Genomic DNA, 13,979 nt, shown 5'->3' with positions numbered 1-13,979 from the left:
GCCTCAGGCGGGCGCGTCCTCGAGGTGCAGGATGAACTCGGCCACCAGCGCCGGGCGCTCGCTGCCCTCGATCTCGAACTCGCAGCGCGTGACGATGCGCGTGGCCGGGCCGGCGCGCTCGGCGCTGGCCAGCGTCTGATGCAGCCGCACGCGCGCGCCCACCGGCACCGGCGCGGTGTAGCGCACCTTGTTCGAGCCGTAGTTCAGCCCGCGCCCGCGCTGCTCGATGCGGAAGATGTCGCGCTGCAGCAGCGGCACCAGCGACAGCGTGAAGATGCCGTGGGCGATGGTCTTGCCGCCCGGCATCTCGCGCGCCGCGCGCTCGGTGTCGACGTGGATCCAGAAGTCGTCGCCGGTGACGCGCGCGAAGTCGCTGATGTGCTCCTGGGTGATGGTGAACCAGCCGCTGGTGCCGAGCTTCTCGCCGACCATGCCGAGGAAATCCCGGGGGGTTTGCAGCACGCGCATCTCAGACCACCTTCGCGCCGTGCAGCGCGGCAATGGCTTCGGGCGCGAGGCCGAGCACTTCGCCCAGCACCTCGTCGGTATGCTCGCCCAGCACCGGCGGGCCGCGCCGGTAGTCCACCGGCGTGGCCGAGAACTTCACTGGGTTCGCCACCTGCGGCACGCTGCCGGCCGTGGCATGCGGCAGCCGCAGCAGCATCTCGCGGTGCACGATCTGCGGGTCGTCAAACACTTCCTTGAAGCCATTGATCGGCCCGCTGGGCACGCTGGCGGCATCGAAATCGGCGTACCAGTGCGCTACCTTGCGGGTCTTGAGGATCTCGGCCAGCCGAGGCACGAGCACCAGCCGGTTCTTCGCGCGCAGCGGGTTGGTGGCAAAGCGCTCGTCGGTGGCCAGTTCGGGCGCGCCCAGCACCTGGCAGAAAGCCGCGAACTGCGTGTCGTTGCCCACCGCCACGACGATCTCGCCGTCCAGGCAGTCGAAGGACTGCCAGGGGCAGGTGATCGGCGAGGCATTGCCCAGGCGCGGCGGCTGCTGGCCCGAGGTCAGGTACATCATCGCCACATGCGAGATCGCGGCGACCTGCGAATCCAGCAGCGACAGGTCGATGTGCTGGCCTTCGCCCGAGACCACGTCGCGGTGGCGCAGCGCCGCCAGGATGGCGCTGACCGCGTAGAAGCCGGCCGTGATGTCGCCCACCGAGAAGCCCACGCGCATCGGCCCGCCGCCGGGCTGGTCGTCGCCATGGCCGGTGATGCTCATCAGCCCGCTCATCGACTGGAAGATCGGGTCGTAGCCGGGCAGGTGGCTGTAGGGCCCGGTCTGGCCGAAGCCGCTGATCGAGCAATAGACGAGGCGCGGGTTGACGGCCCGCAGCGCGGCGTAGTCCAGGCCGTAGCGCGCCAGGTCCCCGGCCTTGAAGTTCTCGATCACGATGTCGCAGTGCTGCGCCAGCTCGCGGATCAGCTGCTGGCCCGCGGGCTGCGCCATGTCCACCGTGATCGAGCGCTTGCCGCGGTTCATGGCGATGAAGGAGGAGGTCTCCTTCGTGTCCGCACCCGCGCCGTCCTTGACGCGCAGCCCCTGGTGGCGCACGTCGTCGCCGCGCCCCGGGCGCTCCACCTTGATCACGTCGGCGCCGAAGTCGGCCAGCATCTGCGCGGCCCAGGGGCCTGAAAAAACGCGGCTCAGGTCAAGCACGCGCACACCGGATAAAGCACTCATCGTCAATGTCTCCTCGAGGGTTCCCGCACGCGCGGCGCGGATCTTTTCAATCTAGGGAAAAACGCCCTGCGAGCCACCCCCCTGGGGGGCATAGCTGCTATGAGGGTGGGCGCTGCGTGCGCCTTCAGTCCAGCGCCGTGGCCTCGCCTGCGGCAAAGCGCAAGATGGCTTCGCGGTGCGCGTCCAGTGCGGGCACCGGCGGCAGCTGCGCCGGGTAGGGCCGGCCCGACAGCACGATCGGCGTGACGGGCGCGCGCTGCCCGGCGCCGCCCTCGATGGGCGGCAGCACGCCGCGGCTGGCGACCTGCGGGTCCCGCATCATGGTGGCGACGTCGTTGAGCGGCCCGGCCGGCACGCCCGCGCGCTCGAGCTGGCCCAGCCAGTGCGCGACGGGCTGCTGCGCCAGGCGCTGTTCGATCACGGCCTTGAGCTCAGCGTGGTTGGCGACGCGCAGCGCGCGCGTGGAGAACTGCGGCATGTCGGTCAGCCCGGCGCTGCCCAGCACCGAGGCCAGAGCGGCGAAGAGATGGTCCGATCCGGCGGCAATGACCAGATGGCCGTCGCCGGCCCGGAAGGCATCGAAGGGCGCCGCGCCCGAATGCCGCGCGCCGATCGGACCGGGCGAGGCGCCGCTGCAGAACAGCTCCGGGATCGCTCCTTCGAGCAAGGCGATCTGCGCGTCGAACATCGCCACGTCCACATGGGCGCCCAGCCCGGTGCGCGCGCGCTGCAGCAGCGCCGACTGGATGCCGCTGCACATGAACATCGCCGCGGCCAGGTCGCCGATGGAGGAGCCGGTGCGCGTGGGCGCGCCGCCGGGGTGGCCGGTGATGCTCATCATGCCGCTCATGGCCTGCACCACGACGTCGTAGGCGGCGCGCGTGCGGTAGGGTCCGGTCTGGCCGAAGCCGGAGATCGAGGCATAGACCAGGCGCGGATGCCGCGCCGACAGCGCCGCATGGCCCAGGCCCAGCTTGTCGAGCACGCCCGGGCGGAAGTTCTCGACCATCACGTCGGCGCGGGCGATGAGCTGGTCGAGCACGCGCCGGTCGGTCTCGTCCTTGAGGTCCAGCGCGATGGATTTCTTGCCGCGGTTGATGGCCGCGAAATAGGCCGAGCGGCCGTCGGGCGCGATGGGCAGGAAATGGCGCGCCTCGTCGCCCACCAGCGGCTGCTCGACCTTGATGACGGTCGCCCCCAGGTCGCGCAGCATCATCGTGCAATACGGCCCCGAGAGCACGCGGCTCAGGTCGAGAACGACAAAGCCGGCCAATGGTCCGTCTTGTTGGCTGCCCGCGGGCGCGGCCGGTGCTTGCATGCTGTCTCCTTGGCCCGTGGCGGGCTGATTCTTGTGGGACCAGTCTAGGCAGGCGGCGCGCCGCAGGCTATGCCGCCGCCGGCAAAGCTGTCAGGCGGCGGTGTGCATAACGCGCGGCGCGGGCGGCACCGCCGTTTCATAGCAGCTATGCGCCGCCAGGCAATGGCCGCGCGGCGGCGCAGCTTCCACAATGCAGCAAAGCAGCCCCGGACCACGCGGGCAGGAAATACGGAAGGAGACCGGCTTGAAGCAGGCAGACACGCGCCTTTCGGCCCAAGGCATTTCGGCGGCGTGGTGCACGCCGCCCACTCCAAGCTGACCGATTGATCCCATGACACATCCACAACACAGCGACTTCACCTGCGTCGACCGCGACGCGCTCGACACCGAGACCGCCTACCGCCTGCTGGTCGGCTGCGTGGTGCCCCGGCCGATCGCCTGGATCACCACCGTCGATGACGCGGGGCGCGTCAACGTCGCGCCCTTCAGCTCCTACAACTACGTCGCCACCAGCCCGCCGATGCTGGCCGTCAACATCGCGCTGCGCGCCGGCGACGGCGCGATCAAGGACTCGGCGCGCAACATCCTCGACAGCCGCGAATTCGTCGTCAACGTGGCGACCGAGGCCACCATGGACGAGATGCACCGCAGCGCCTGGGAATACCCGCCGGATGTCAGCGAGGCCGAGGTGCTGGGCCTGCCGCTGCTGCCCAGCCGCCATGTGCGCGCGCCGCGCATCGCCTCGTCGCCGGTGCAGATGGAATGCCGGCTCGACCAGGCCGTGACGCTGGGGCGCGGGGTGAACACGCTCTATATCGGTGAGGTGGTGGCCTTCCACCTGTCCAGCGAGGTCTATGACGGCCGCCGCGTCGACGCCCAGAAGATGCGCCCGGTGGCCCGGCTGGGCGGGCCGTTCTACAGCGGCCTGGGGGAGGTGTTCCACCGCCCGATGCTGCAAAAGCCACCCGGTGGCGAAGGCTCGGCCAGCTGATCCGTTCCTTCAGAAGAAAGAGAAAGAGACATGCCCACTTCACGCTTCACCCGCCGCTGCGCGCTGGCCCTTGCTGCCGTGCTCACCTGCAGCCTCGCCGCTGCCCAGGACGGCTGGCCCGCACGCGCCATCACCCTCGTCAATCCCTATGCCGCGGGCGGCCCGGCCGACAACCTGGCACGCACCCTCGCGCGCCAGCTCGAGAGCCGGCTCAAGACCCCGGTCATCGTCGAGAACAAGGCCGGCGGCGGCGCCACCATCGGCACCGGCGCCGTGGCGCGCGCCAAGCCCGATGGCCACACCCTGCTGATCAGCACCTCGGCCGGCCATGTGGTCACGCCGCTGATGCAGAAGATTCCCTATGACGGCGTGGCCGACTTCGACTTCATCGGCGTGGTGGCCAACCAGCCCAACGTGCTGGTCGCCAACCCGGCGCTGAAGGCGGGCAGCGTGGCCGAGCTGCTGGCGCTGGCGAAGAAGGAACCCGGCGCGCTCAACTACGCCTCGGCCGGCACTGGCGGCGCGACCCACCTGGGCGGCGTGATGCTGCAGCAGCGCGCCGGCATCCAGCTCACCCATGTGCCCTATGCGGGCGCGGCCCCGGCGCTCAAGGAGGTGCTGGGCGGCCAGGTGCAGCTGGGCATGCTGAACCTGGCGGCGGTACTGCCCTTCGTCAAGGAAGGCAGGCTCAAGGCCCTGGCCTATTCCTCGCGCCAGCGCTCCGAGCTGCTGCCCGAGGTGCCCACGCTGGCCGAAGCCGGCATCGCCAACGCCGAGTCCTCCACCTGGTACACGCTGTCGGCGCCGCGCGGCACTCCCGCGCCCGTGCTGCAGAAGCTGGCCCAGGCGCTGGACGCGACGCTGGCCGACGAAAGCTTCAGGCAGTTCCTGCTGTCGCAGGGCTCCGAGCGCATGGTGCTGTCGCCCGCGGCCACCACGGCCTTCGTGCGCGAGGACCGGCGGCAGATGGCGCAGCTGCTCGGCGCGATGGGCTCGCTGGCGAAATAGCCGCCTCGGGCGCCAGGCGGCGCATCGGCTCCGGGGCGGGGCCGTTGCCGCCTTACTTCTTCTTTCCGACCATGGCCGCGTCGTCGATGGCCATCGCCTGGCCCATCTTGCCCAGCTTCTCGTCCGTGGCCTTTTCTTCGGCCAGCGAGGCTTCCAGCAGCGGCAGCGCCGCGGTGTAGCCGAGCTTGGTGGCCAGCGTGATCAAGGTGGTGTAGCTGGCGATCTCGTAGTGCTCGACCTTCTGCGCGGCGCCGATCAGCGCCACGTCGAGTACGGGGCCCTTGTCGATTTCATCGATCAGGTCCTTGCCTTCCTCCACCAGGCCTTCCATGGCCGCGCATTTGATGCGCTTGAGCTTGAGGTTCAGCAGCTCGACGATCTCGTCGATGCGCTCCACCTGGCCGCGCGTCTCTTCCAGATGGTCGAGAAATGCCTGGGCCAGCTGTTCGTCGGCAGCCGCGCGCGCCATCTTGGGCAGGGAGCGGGTCATCTGCTTTTCCGCGCTGTAGGTGTCCGAAATCTCATGCAGGAACAGGTCGGCAACGGTCTTCACGGGCATGGCGAACTCCTTGGTTGAGAGTTGCGATGCTGAAGCCCGGCGCTTGGCAAAAATGTCGGACAACATGCTGTCTTGCAGGGCACGGGCCGGCCCGGACGCCCATCCCATGGCCGCATGCCAGCCGTAGGAATGCCCCCGACGGTGATAAAGCGCCTGGACCTGCATGACTGACCGCGATAAAGGCTGAAGGTAGGCTTTTTCCCCAGGCCACTCCCATGGGTGGCGCCCACAACACCCGCGGGCCGGCGCACGCCGCGCCGGGCCTGCAGAAAAACAGAGGATTCCATGCAGAAATTCCAGTCCAGAGAAGGCCAGCCCGTGCCTGACGTCACGTTCCGCTACCGCGAGAACGGCGAGTGGAAGGAAACGAACACCGAGCAGCTGTTCAAAGGCAAGACGGTGGCCGTGTTTTCACTCCCGGGCGCATTCACCCCGACATGCTCGTCCACGCATCTGCCGCGTTTCAACGAACTGGCCGAAACCTTCCGCGCCAACGGGGTGGACGACATCATCTGCCTGGCGGTCAACGACCCCTTCGTCATGGAAAGCTGGGGCAAGGACCAGGGCTGCGACAACGTGTTCCTGCTGCCCGACGGCAACGGCTGCTTCACCGAGCAGATGGGCATGCTGGTCGACAAGACCGAGCTGAACTTCGGCAAGCGCTCGTGGCGCTACTCGATGCTGGTGCGCGACGGCATCATCGAGAAGATGTTCATCGAGGAGCAGGGCGCGGACGACGATCCCTTCGAGGTGTCCGACGCCGATACGCTGCTGCACTACCTCAACAAGGACGCCCAGGCGCCCGATCTGGTGGCGATGCTCAGCCGCGAGGGCTGCCCGTTCTGCCACAAGGCCAAGCAACTGCTCGACGATGCCGGCATTGCCTATGCCGACATTCCCCTTCCCGACAGCATCCGCAACCGCGCGCTGGGGGCGATCGCCAAGGCCCAGACGGTGCCGCAGCTTTTCGTCAACGGGAAATTGATAGGGGACAGCGAGGCCATTGCGCAGTGGGTCGCCGAACGCAAGGCAGCCTAGCCAGGCGCCAAGAGGGCAGCAGATGGCCAGCGCATTGCCTTGGCCTGCTCTCCGACAGACGCTGGCCTGGGTGCCTGCCTAACATGGCAGCCGGCAACCCACCTTCAGGAGTCCCCATGAAAGACACCTCCGCCTCCGATACATCCAGGCAATCCGGCGCCAGCGACCAGCCCGCCGGCCCGCAGGCCGGGCCCTCGGCCCCGATGGCACCGGGCGACGAAGCGCCCCAAGGCACGCCCGGCACCGGGGAGAACATCTGCCGCGACTGCGGTGGCTCCGGCCGGCAGGGCGGCGCCACATGCCAGACCTGCCAGGGAAGCGGCACGGTGACGGTGGGTATCGGGGGCGCGTAGGCTAGGCGCGGTTCGGACCGCAGGGCTTGCAACCCGCCGCCAGCTTCTGCGCGATGTCATCCATGACGGGCAGCAGATCGGCCACCGTATCGATCACATAGTGCGCCCCCGCGGCACGCAGCTGGCCGGCTGCGGCCTCGCGGCGGACCTGCTGCTCGGCGGCATCCAGCGCCTGCCATTCATGCAGTTGCAGCCCCATCGCATTGCCGCTGACGGCCACGCCCACGGTCCAGGTGCCGGCGTGGATGCCTTCCAGGATGCCGACCTCGGTGTCGTCGACCTTCACCACCGTGGCCGGCCACCACACGCCCAGCTCGGCAAAGCAGCGGTACATCATCAGCGGCGCGGGCCGGCCTGCGCTCAGATCGCCGGCGCAGACCAGGTTGTCGGGCACATAGCCTGCGGCGGCGGCGATGGGCGAGACGATCCCCATGATCGCGCGGTTGTAGCCCGTGGTCGATCCGATCTTCAGGCCGCGTGCGCGGAGCAGGGCAACCGTGTCCAGCGCCCCCGGAATGAAGTCCGCGAAATCGGCCACCACCGCGGCATTCATCGGCGTGAACACCTCGTAGAGTTGATCGATGTCCGCATCGCGGAAGGGCCGGCCGCGCTGGCGCTGCCACTGCGCCGCCACCTCGGGCAGCAGGCTCAATGCCTTGATATGGTCCCACTTGGCAACGCCCATCGGGCCGCGGGCCTGCGCGATGCTGATCTCGATGCCGAACTGCTCGAACAGCCGTACGAAGGCGCCCATCGGGGCGCAGGAGCCGAAGTCGAGGATGGTGCCGGCCCAGTCGAAGATGACGGCGCTGAGTGCGGTGGCGGAGGGTTGCTGGCGCATGTGTTTTTCTTGGAAGTGGGGGCTTACCAGCTGGCAAAGGTGTCTTCGGCAATGCCGAAGGCGGTGCTGGCGCCGGTGCCGCTGGTGACGATTACCAGCCGGGTCGCGTCGTCGGGTTGGTCGATCAGGCAGTCGGTGCGGGCGGACGAGGGGTAGATGCCGACCCAGCGCTCGGTGACGGCGCAGGCCTCGAGCTTGAGCGTGCCATGCAGGTGCCGCAGGATCAGATCGTCCACGCGCTGGTCGGCAAAGGGCTCGGGCGCGGCGCTGTAGTGGTGCGAGTCGCCCACCACCAGCGAGCCGTCGGCGCTTTGCACCACGATCAGGTGGATGCCGTTGGCCAGCGATTCGGCTTCCTCGCGCTGCAGCTGCTCGAGCAGGGCCGCGGCCGCGGGCAGCTTGCTGTAGCCGTGGTAGCGCACCAGGCTGAGGTCGGCCATCACCGAGCCCGGCAGCTGGAAGCCCGGCTCGGGCATGACGCGCAGCATGTGCAGCAGGCACAGCCGCAGGTCGTGCGGCGCCAGGCGCTCGGCAAACAGGCCGTTGATAGCGGTGTTGGTGCAGACGGCGACGCGCTCGGCGTGCAGCACGCCGCGCGCGGTGCGCACGCGCGGGGTGGCGACTTCCAGCACCGCTTCACCGAAGCGGAACACCACGCCATGGGCCTCGGCCAGCCAGCGCGTCAAAAGGCCAATCGCGGTGCGCGACTCCACGCGCATCTCGTGCGGGCTGTAGAGCACGCCCTGGGCGCCATCCAACTGCAGCACCGGCGCACGCCGCGCGGCTTCCCGCACATCGAGCAGTTCGCAGGCCTCGCCCATCTCGGTGGCCATGAATTCCTCCAGCACCTTGAGCGCCTGGGGGCGCGAGGCCGTCAGGTACAGGCCATGGTGCAGCGCCGCGATGCCGGCCTGCGGCGCGATTTCGCCCCAGACCTCGCGCGCGCGCCGCGCGCGCCGCCAGGTGTCGCCCGCGCCCTGGCCGGTGACGGTGATGAAGCCGAAGTTGCGTATCGAGGCGCCGACGCAGGCCGCGTCGCGCTCGACCACGCAGACCTTGAGCCTGCGCTTTGCCGCGGTATAGGCATGGGCCAGACCGACGATGCCGGCGCCGACGACGATCAGGTCGAATGCAGGGGATCGGGCCATGGTGCTGCAAGCGTTCGTCCAGGCGCGAACGGGTGCGCCTCGATGCAGTGTCCGACACAATGGCTGCGGGCGCCGAATGGGCTTCACCGCGTGCTTGTCTTGACTGCCCGGAGCGCGCATCTTGCCGATAATCGACAGGGCAGTGCCGGCCCTGCAGAAGCTGAACGGCGGGGCGGGCGGCAGGTTCATGGATCGGGTGGCAAAACCGAGGAGGGCCGAGCATGGCGCTGGCATTCGACGACATCGCCGCGTTGTTCGCAAGCCGCGGCGGCGCCCGATACGGCGGCGAGCGCGTGACCCAGACCGCGCATGCGCTGCAGGCCGCCTGGCTTGCCGAGCGGTCCGGTGCCGACGGCGAGCTGATCACCGCGGCACTCCTGCATGACCTCGGGCACCTGCTGCACGAGTGGGGCGGGACACCCACGGCGCGCGGCATCGACGACCGGCACCAGTTCGGCGCGCTGCCCTTCCTGCGCGGGCTGTTCGGCGCGCGCGTGCTCGATGCCATCCGCTGGCATGTCGATGCCAAGCGCTATCTCTGCGCCACGCGACCGGGCTACCAGGCCGCGCTGTCGCCCGACTCGCGGCGCAGCCTGGTGCTGCAAGGCGGCGTGTTCTCGCCCGCCCAGGCGCGGGCCTTCGTTGCCCGGCCGCATGCGCGCGAGGCGCTGCGCCTGCGCCTGTGGGACGACCAGGCGAAGATCGACGCCCTGCCCACGCCGGGCATGGACCACTATCTGGGCATTGCCGCCCGCTGCCGGCTCGGGCGCGCACAGCGATGGGCGTGAGCCTCCTGCTGGTCTCGGCCCTCCTGTTCGCGGCGCTGCTGCACGCCGGCTGGAACGCGCTGATCAAGTCCGGCGGCGAGAAGTCGCTGGACACTGCGCTGATCCCGAGCCTCGGCGTGTTCCTTGCGGTGCCTGCCGTCTTCTATCTCGGCCTGCCGCCGCCCGCGGCCTGGCCCTTCATCGCGGCCTCGTCCCTGGTGCGCATTGCCTACTACGCGGCGCTTGCCGGGGCCTACCGCCATGGCGACCTGGGCCTGACCTATCCCATCATGCGCGGATCGGCCCCCCTGCTGGTGGCGCTGGCCAGCGCGGCGCTGGGCGCGCCTCTGTCGCGGCAGGCCTGGCTGGGCGTGGTGCTGCTGTCGGCGGGCGTGCTGCTGGTGGGCCTGGCGCGCACGGGCCTCGATACGGCGGGAGCCGGCAACCACCGCAAGGCGCTGGGTTTCGCGCTGGCCAATGCCTGCATCATCGCCAGCTATACCGTCATCGACAGCCTGGGCGTGCGCGCCGCGGGCGATGCGTTCTCCTATGCCGCGGCGCTTTTCCTGTTCGACGGATTGCCCTTTATGGCGCTGGTGCTGTGGCGCGCCGGCCCGCGGCGCGCCGAGGCCCTGGCCTATCTGCGTGCCCGCGCTGCGCTGGCCCTGATCGGCACGGCGGCTTCGATCGGCAGCTACTCCATTGCGCTGTGGGCCATGCTGCACGCGCCGGTGGCGCTGGTGGCGGCGCTGCGCGAGACCTCGGTGGTCTTTGCCGCGCTGATCGGCACCTGGGTGCTGCGCGAACGCTTCGGTTGGGGGCGCGCCGCAGGCACCGTGCTGGTGGTCGCTGGCGTGGCGGCCCTGCGCTTGAGCTAGCCGCCCGGGGCCGCGAGGGAGGGCTGCCATCGCTGCCTGCGGCGCAGCCGCTTGCCGAACCTGCGCCGCAAGGCCCGACAATCGGGCCATGAAATCCTTAAAACTGTAGCCTTGTGCGTAGCCACGGCTCTGGCCGAAATCATGGGCTGCTACCTGCCCTGCCTGTGGCCGAAACAGGACAATTCGGCCTGGCTGCTGCTTCCCGCGGCGCTCAGCCTGGCGCTGTAAAAAAAAGATGGTGGGTTTTGGAATCTATCACCTTTGATTGGAACGCAAATAAGCATTATTATTTGCCCGCAGCACCTCGTTTGCCAAGGTCAAGTTGAACGGCAAATATATATGGCGGTTTTATAATGTGCGGGCATCCCCTGGTTGGGGAAATGATGCTGTCGATCCGGATTTGATTGAGTACCTTAAGAAAAATCCGGAAATCACTCACTATATAAACAACAGGAAATGGTTGAGATCGGCGCGTGCAGGACATCCTTCATTTTTTTAATACATAACCCCCCATGAATGGGGGGTGTAAAACAGGATGAATTTTTTGGCTCGGGAGAACATCGGTATTTTAATCCGCGTGCGAATTCTCATGGTTTTTGGGTTATTTCCATGCAAAGGATTGCAATTTAAATGATTTCAACTGGATCGATCGATGAATTATCTATCTAAATTGATGGTTTTATTATTTTTTCCGCTTGTTGCAATGGGCGCCATGCCGGATGCGGTGAAAAATGGACGTCCTGTTGCAATTGAACTTCCATCCAAATTTCTTCATTCAATAGATGCATTGGAAAAACATGCGCGGAACCCTTCCAGTCATGGAAGGCTCCTTTTGCCTGCCATTGAATTTTGCGATTGCACGCTGGTGAAGGTTTTGTATGAGTCTGATAATAGACAGACCCTGTTTTTCGAGCCCTAGAAGCCAACCGTGACAAGGTTGATGATGGTTACGGTCTGGAAGTATAAAAAAGATGGTGCCCAGCTGGATTTCTCGCACGCTTTCAATAATGCGATGGGCAATGATAAAAAAGCCATTTTTTCCGTGACGCGCAGCCCTGGATCCAAAGAGGCGATGCTGACTGTCGAATGGCTGATTGGCGAGGACTTGCCGGGAGCTACATTGATTGAAATGATGGCGAAAATCGATGTATATTCTGACGAGAATTTGAAGGAAATGTCGAAAATTCTCGGTAGAAGCGCGAATTCAATAGATAAAAATATCGTGTTGGAGAAATGATTCTGCAGGTGATCTCGTGCGGGGATTTCTCGCCAGCTTCCAATCTGTCGCGTGGCGAGACCCACAGGGCTGCTTTATGCAGCTTTGCCGCACGCAAGCTCATCCATGTGCGCTGGCCACCTGCGCAGTTGCCCGCGCCGGCCGCGCCATTCGCACGAACTCCGGCAGGAACGTGCGCCGCTCGCCGCCGGCAAACTCCACAGTCACGGAATTGAGGTTGGACTCGACGACCTGGCTTGCGCCGTGCGCAGGCCATGGCCTATATGCGCGCGCGCCGCGGGCGCTGGCCGGCACCGCCGCATTGCTGGGCAGCTACGCCATCGCGCTCTGGGCCATGCTGCACGCGCCGGTGGCCCTGGTCGCCGCCCTGCGCGAGACCTCGATGATCTTTGCCGCGCTGATCGGCACCGTCTTCCTGGGCGAACGCTTCGGCTGGGAGCGCGCAGCAGGCACGGCGCTGGTGGCGGCCGGGGTGGTCAGGCTGCGTTTCGGCTAGCCGGCATGCGGCGGGCGGCTGCAGCCTGCGCACGGTCCGGCCGGGCCGTCGAAGGCGGGGGCGCTACCCTCCCGCCACGACCACCCGGTTGCGCCCCTGGTCCTTGGCGCGATAGAGGGCCTTGTCCGCCTGCTCGATCAAGGCACCCGTCGTCGGATCGAGCAGGCCCCTGAAGGCTGACGCGACCCCGCAGGAGACGGTGACGATGCCTTGCACGCTCGCGCCGTGGGGCAGCTTCAGCCGCTCGACTTCCTCCCGGGCCGCGTTGCCGACTGCCAGCGCGCCATCGGCGTCGGTGTCCGGCAGCACGGCGATGAATTCCTCGCCGCCATAGCGCGCGAGCACATCTCCCGGGCGGCGGATGGCCTGGGACAGCGCGGCCGCGACACGGCGCAGGCACTCGTCCCCCGCGGGATGGCCGTACCGGTCGTTATAGGCCTTGAAGTGATCGACGTCGAAAAGCAGCACCGCCACCGGGCGGCCGTGCCGCCGGCCCAGCAGCAGGATGTCCTCGAAGCGCTGGTCGAAAGCGCGTCGGTTCAGCATCCCGGTGAGGCCGTCGCGCTCGGCCAGTTCCGCCAGCTGCGCGTTCTTCTGCACGATCTGCTCGTGCGCGGCGCGCAGGGCGCGGTCGGACGCCCGGCGAAGTCTCAGGCTCTTGATGATGTAGCGCCCGGAAAAGCCGATGACCAAGACCACCAGAAGCACGCATGCGAGCTGCACCTGCGCGGCGCTGCGCCACTGCGAAAGAATCTCCTTCTCGGACAGCGCGATGGTCACGAAGAGCGGGTTGTTGGGCAGATGCTCGAACACCACGAGGCGCTTGACGCCGTCGATCGGCGAGGTGAGCCGGGCGATCCCGGCGCGCGCGCTGTTGACCGCCTGCATCAGCGGATTGTCCGGGATGAGCCGGCCCAGATCCTCGACGGCATAGGGGCGCCGCAGGACGTTCGTGCCGTCCGCCAGGCCCAGTGAGATGGCGCCGCCCTCGCCGATATCGAAACGGTTGAGCAGCTGGAGGATGTGGTCGACGCGCACGGTGGCCAGCAGGACCCCGGCGAAGCGTCCTTCCGCATCGTCGATCCGCTTCGAGACCGGGATGATCCAATCCCCTGTGGAACGGCTTTGCACCGGCTTGCTGATCAGGACGCGCGTGCTACGGCTCTCGCGGTGCCGGATGAAATACTCCCGGTCGGAGTTGTTGGCCTGGCGCGCCTGGGTGGGTTGGGTGTGCACCAGCCACCGCCCATCGGCGCCGTAGACGAAGAGCCCGTGGAGGTACTCGGCCTGGCTGATCTGCGTCACCATGATCGGCTGCAGGGACTCCAGCGCTGCGGGCGTCATCTCGTTGCGCTCCAGGGTGTAGCTCAGCGTATTGAGCAACCTGTCCACTTCGCTGAAAACGCTGTCCAGCTGGTTGGCCACCGAATGGCCGAGGTTCCTGGAGGTCGTGGTCGCCTGCGACCAGGCAGCGTCATAGCTTCTCCATGCGAGCCATACGTTGGTGGCGATCAAAACGACCGTGAGCAGCACTAGGAAGAATCCGGCCGCGAGGAACGGGCGTCCTGCCGGGTCGGGCAATTTCCGCTCGTCTTGCTCGACAGCTGAATTCATGGATGTCATCGTGGAAGCTGCATGGAATAGTGAATCACCTT

General features: G+C 67.2%; 16 protein-coding genes and 1 pseudogene. 10 read left to right on the top strand and 7 right to left on the bottom strand.

The window, feature by feature from the left end; genetic code table 11:
- Nucleotides 1–3: 3 nt before the first annotated feature.
- The 3 genes from M9799_RS19560 to M9799_RS19550 form a co-directional block, all read right to left on the bottom strand.
- Nucleotides 4–468: a MaoC family dehydratase gene (locus M9799_RS19560; protein ID WP_231044789.1), complete on the bottom strand. Its 465-nt coding sequence runs from the start codon at nt 466–468 to the stop codon at nt 4–6.
- Nucleotide 469: 1 nt separating this feature from the next.
- Complete coding sequence (locus M9799_RS19555) at nt 470–1,690, bottom strand: CaiB/BaiF CoA transferase family protein (protein ID WP_231044788.1); 1,221 nt, start codon at nt 1,688–1,690, stop codon at nt 470–472.
- Nucleotides 1,691–1,814: 124 nt separating this feature from the next.
- Nucleotides 1,815–3,008, bottom strand: coding sequence for a CaiB/BaiF CoA transferase family protein (locus tag M9799_RS19550; RefSeq protein ID WP_231044787.1), 1,194 nt, complete (start codon nt 3,006–3,008; stop codon nt 1,815–1,817).
- A 331-nt stretch (nt 3,009–3,339) separates the two neighbouring features.
- On the opposite strand from M9799_RS19550, the gene M9799_RS19545 reads away from it, so the two are divergent.
- Complete coding sequence (locus M9799_RS19545) at nt 3,340–3,999, top strand: flavin reductase family protein (protein ID WP_231044786.1); 660 nt, start codon at nt 3,340–3,342, stop codon at nt 3,997–3,999.
- Between the two features lie 30 nt (nt 4,000–4,029).
- The gene (locus tag M9799_RS19540) at nt 4,030–5,007 is read left to right on the top strand and encodes a Bug family tripartite tricarboxylate transporter substrate binding protein (protein ID WP_231044785.1); all 978 of its coding nucleotides are present in this window, start codon (nt 4,030–4,032) and stop codon (nt 5,005–5,007) included.
- Nucleotides 5,008–5,059: 52 nt separating this feature from the next.
- Here M9799_RS19540 and M9799_RS19535 read toward each other — a convergent pair whose 3' ends face one another.
- Nucleotides 5,060–5,566, bottom strand: a complete 507-nt coding sequence (locus tag M9799_RS19535) for a YciE/YciF ferroxidase family protein (protein ID WP_231044784.1) — start codon at nt 5,564–5,566, stop codon at nt 5,060–5,062.
- A gap of 285 nt (nt 5,567–5,851) precedes the next feature.
- Between M9799_RS19535 and M9799_RS19530 the strand changes: the two genes are divergently transcribed.
- Together M9799_RS19530 and M9799_RS19525 are read left to right on the top strand one after the other, a co-directional pair.
- A complete protein-coding gene (locus M9799_RS19530) occupies nt 5,852–6,604 on the top strand; it encodes a glutathione peroxidase (RefSeq protein WP_231044783.1) in 753 nt (250 codons plus the stop codon).
- 116 nt (nt 6,605–6,720) lie between these two features.
- Nucleotides 6,721–6,957, top strand: coding sequence for a hypothetical protein (locus tag M9799_RS19525; RefSeq protein WP_231044782.1), 237 nt, complete (start codon nt 6,721–6,723; stop codon nt 6,955–6,957).
- Nucleotide 6,958: 1 nt separating this feature from the next.
- On the opposite strand, the gene phnX is transcribed toward M9799_RS19525, so the two are convergent.
- Complete coding sequence (phnX, locus tag M9799_RS19520; RefSeq protein WP_231044781.1) at nt 6,959–7,798, bottom strand: phosphonoacetaldehyde hydrolase; 840 nt, start codon at nt 7,796–7,798, stop codon at nt 6,959–6,961.
- A 23-nt stretch (nt 7,799–7,821) separates the two neighbouring features.
- The gene (locus tag M9799_RS19515) at nt 7,822–8,946 is read right to left on the bottom strand and encodes a TIGR03364 family FAD-dependent oxidoreductase (RefSeq protein WP_231044780.1); all 1,125 of its coding nucleotides are present in this window, start codon (nt 8,944–8,946) and stop codon (nt 7,822–7,824) included.
- A gap of 221 nt (nt 8,947–9,167) precedes the next feature.
- On the opposite strand from M9799_RS19515, the gene M9799_RS19510 reads away from it, so the two are divergent.
- The 6 genes and pseudogenes from M9799_RS19510 to M9799_RS19485 all read left to right on the top strand — a co-directional run bounded on the left by M9799_RS19510 (nt 9,168) and on the right by M9799_RS19485 (nt 12,324).
- Nucleotides 9,168–9,734 (top strand): phosphonate degradation HD-domain oxygenase, encoded by a 567-nt coding sequence (locus tag M9799_RS19510; RefSeq protein ID WP_231044779.1) that lies wholly within the window; start codon nt 9,168–9,170, stop codon nt 9,732–9,734.
- Nucleotides 9,725–10,591, top strand: a complete 867-nt coding sequence (locus M9799_RS19505; protein ID WP_231044778.1) for an EamA family transporter — start codon at nt 9,725–9,727, stop codon at nt 10,589–10,591. Before M9799_RS19510 ends, M9799_RS19505 begins: the two co-directional genes overlap by 10 nt.
- Before the next feature lie 93 nt (nt 10,592–10,684).
- Nucleotides 10,685–10,816, top strand: a pseudogene (locus M9799_RS19500) (YnfA family protein); the annotation flags it as partial.
- Nucleotides 10,817–11,243: 427 nt separating this feature from the next.
- On the top strand, nt 11,244–11,510 hold the full coding sequence (locus M9799_RS19495; RefSeq protein WP_231044777.1) for a hypothetical protein: 267 nt from the start codon (nt 11,244–11,246) through the stop codon (nt 11,508–11,510).
- 24 nt (nt 11,511–11,534) lie between these two features.
- Complete coding sequence (locus M9799_RS19490; RefSeq protein WP_231044776.1) at nt 11,535–11,828, top strand: hypothetical protein; 294 nt, start codon at nt 11,535–11,537, stop codon at nt 11,826–11,828.
- A 217-nt stretch (nt 11,829–12,045) separates the two neighbouring features.
- Nucleotides 12,046–12,324, top strand: a complete 279-nt coding sequence (locus tag M9799_RS19485) for an EamA family transporter (RefSeq protein ID WP_231044775.1) — start codon at nt 12,046–12,048, stop codon at nt 12,322–12,324.
- Between the two features lie 63 nt (nt 12,325–12,387).
- On the opposite strand, the gene M9799_RS19480 is transcribed toward M9799_RS19485, so the two are convergent.
- Nucleotides 12,388–13,938 (bottom strand): GGDEF domain-containing protein, encoded by a 1,551-nt coding sequence (locus M9799_RS19480; protein ID WP_231044774.1) that lies wholly within the window; start codon nt 13,936–13,938, stop codon nt 12,388–12,390.
- Nucleotides 13,939–13,979: the final 41 nt, after the last annotated feature.

Origin of the sequence: Comamonas endophytica (assembly GCF_023634805.2) — a bacterium.
GTDB classification, from domain to species: Bacteria; Pseudomonadota; Gammaproteobacteria; order Burkholderiales; family Burkholderiaceae_C; genus Comamonas; species Comamonas endophytica.
Note: the sequence above shows the minus strand (reverse complement) of the source record. Positions and strands in the feature narration are given on the sequence as shown.

Bases quoted from the DNA above. Each gene is read 5' to 3' on its own strand.
- phnX (WP_231044781.1), bottom strand. From the start codon at position 7,798: ATGCGCCAGCAACCCTCCGCCACCGCACTCAGCGCCGTCATCTTCGAC.
- M9799_RS19540 (WP_231044785.1), top strand. From the start codon at position 4,030: ATGCCCACTTCACGCTTCACCCGCCGCTGCGCGCTGGCCCTTGCTGCC.
- M9799_RS19525 (WP_231044782.1), top strand. From the start codon at position 6,721: ATGAAAGACACCTCCGCCTCCGATACATCCAGGCAATCCGGCGCCAGC.
- M9799_RS19535 (WP_231044784.1), bottom strand. From the start codon at position 5,566: ATGCCCGTGAAGACCGTTGCCGACCTGTTCCTGCATGAGATTTCGGAC.
- M9799_RS19480 (WP_231044774.1), bottom strand. From the start codon at position 13,938: ATGAATTCAGCTGTCGAGCAAGACGAGCGGAAATTGCCCGACCCGGCA.
- M9799_RS19505 (WP_231044778.1), top strand. From the start codon at position 9,725: ATGGGCGTGAGCCTCCTGCTGGTCTCGGCCCTCCTGTTCGCGGCGCTG.
- M9799_RS19550 (WP_231044787.1), bottom strand. From the start codon at position 3,008: ATGCAAGCACCGGCCGCGCCCGCGGGCAGCCAACAAGACGGACCATTG.
- M9799_RS19530 (WP_231044783.1), top strand. From the start codon at position 5,852: ATGCAGAAATTCCAGTCCAGAGAAGGCCAGCCCGTGCCTGACGTCACG.
- M9799_RS19490 (WP_231044776.1), top strand. From the start codon at position 11,535: ATGGTTACGGTCTGGAAGTATAAAAAAGATGGTGCCCAGCTGGATTTC.
- M9799_RS19560 (WP_231044789.1), bottom strand. From the start codon at position 468: ATGCGCGTGCTGCAAACCCCCCGGGATTTCCTCGGCATGGTCGGCGAG.
- M9799_RS19510 (WP_231044779.1), top strand. From the start codon at position 9,168: ATGGCGCTGGCATTCGACGACATCGCCGCGTTGTTCGCAAGCCGCGGC.
- M9799_RS19545 (WP_231044786.1), top strand. From the start codon at position 3,340: ATGACACATCCACAACACAGCGACTTCACCTGCGTCGACCGCGACGCG.
- M9799_RS19555 (WP_231044788.1), bottom strand. From the start codon at position 1,690: ATGAGTGCTTTATCCGGTGTGCGCGTGCTTGACCTGAGCCGCGTTTTT.
- M9799_RS19495 (WP_231044777.1), top strand. From the start codon at position 11,244: ATGAATTATCTATCTAAATTGATGGTTTTATTATTTTTTCCGCTTGTT.
- M9799_RS19515 (WP_231044780.1), bottom strand. From the start codon at position 8,946: ATGGCCCGATCCCCTGCATTCGACCTGATCGTCGTCGGCGCCGGCATC.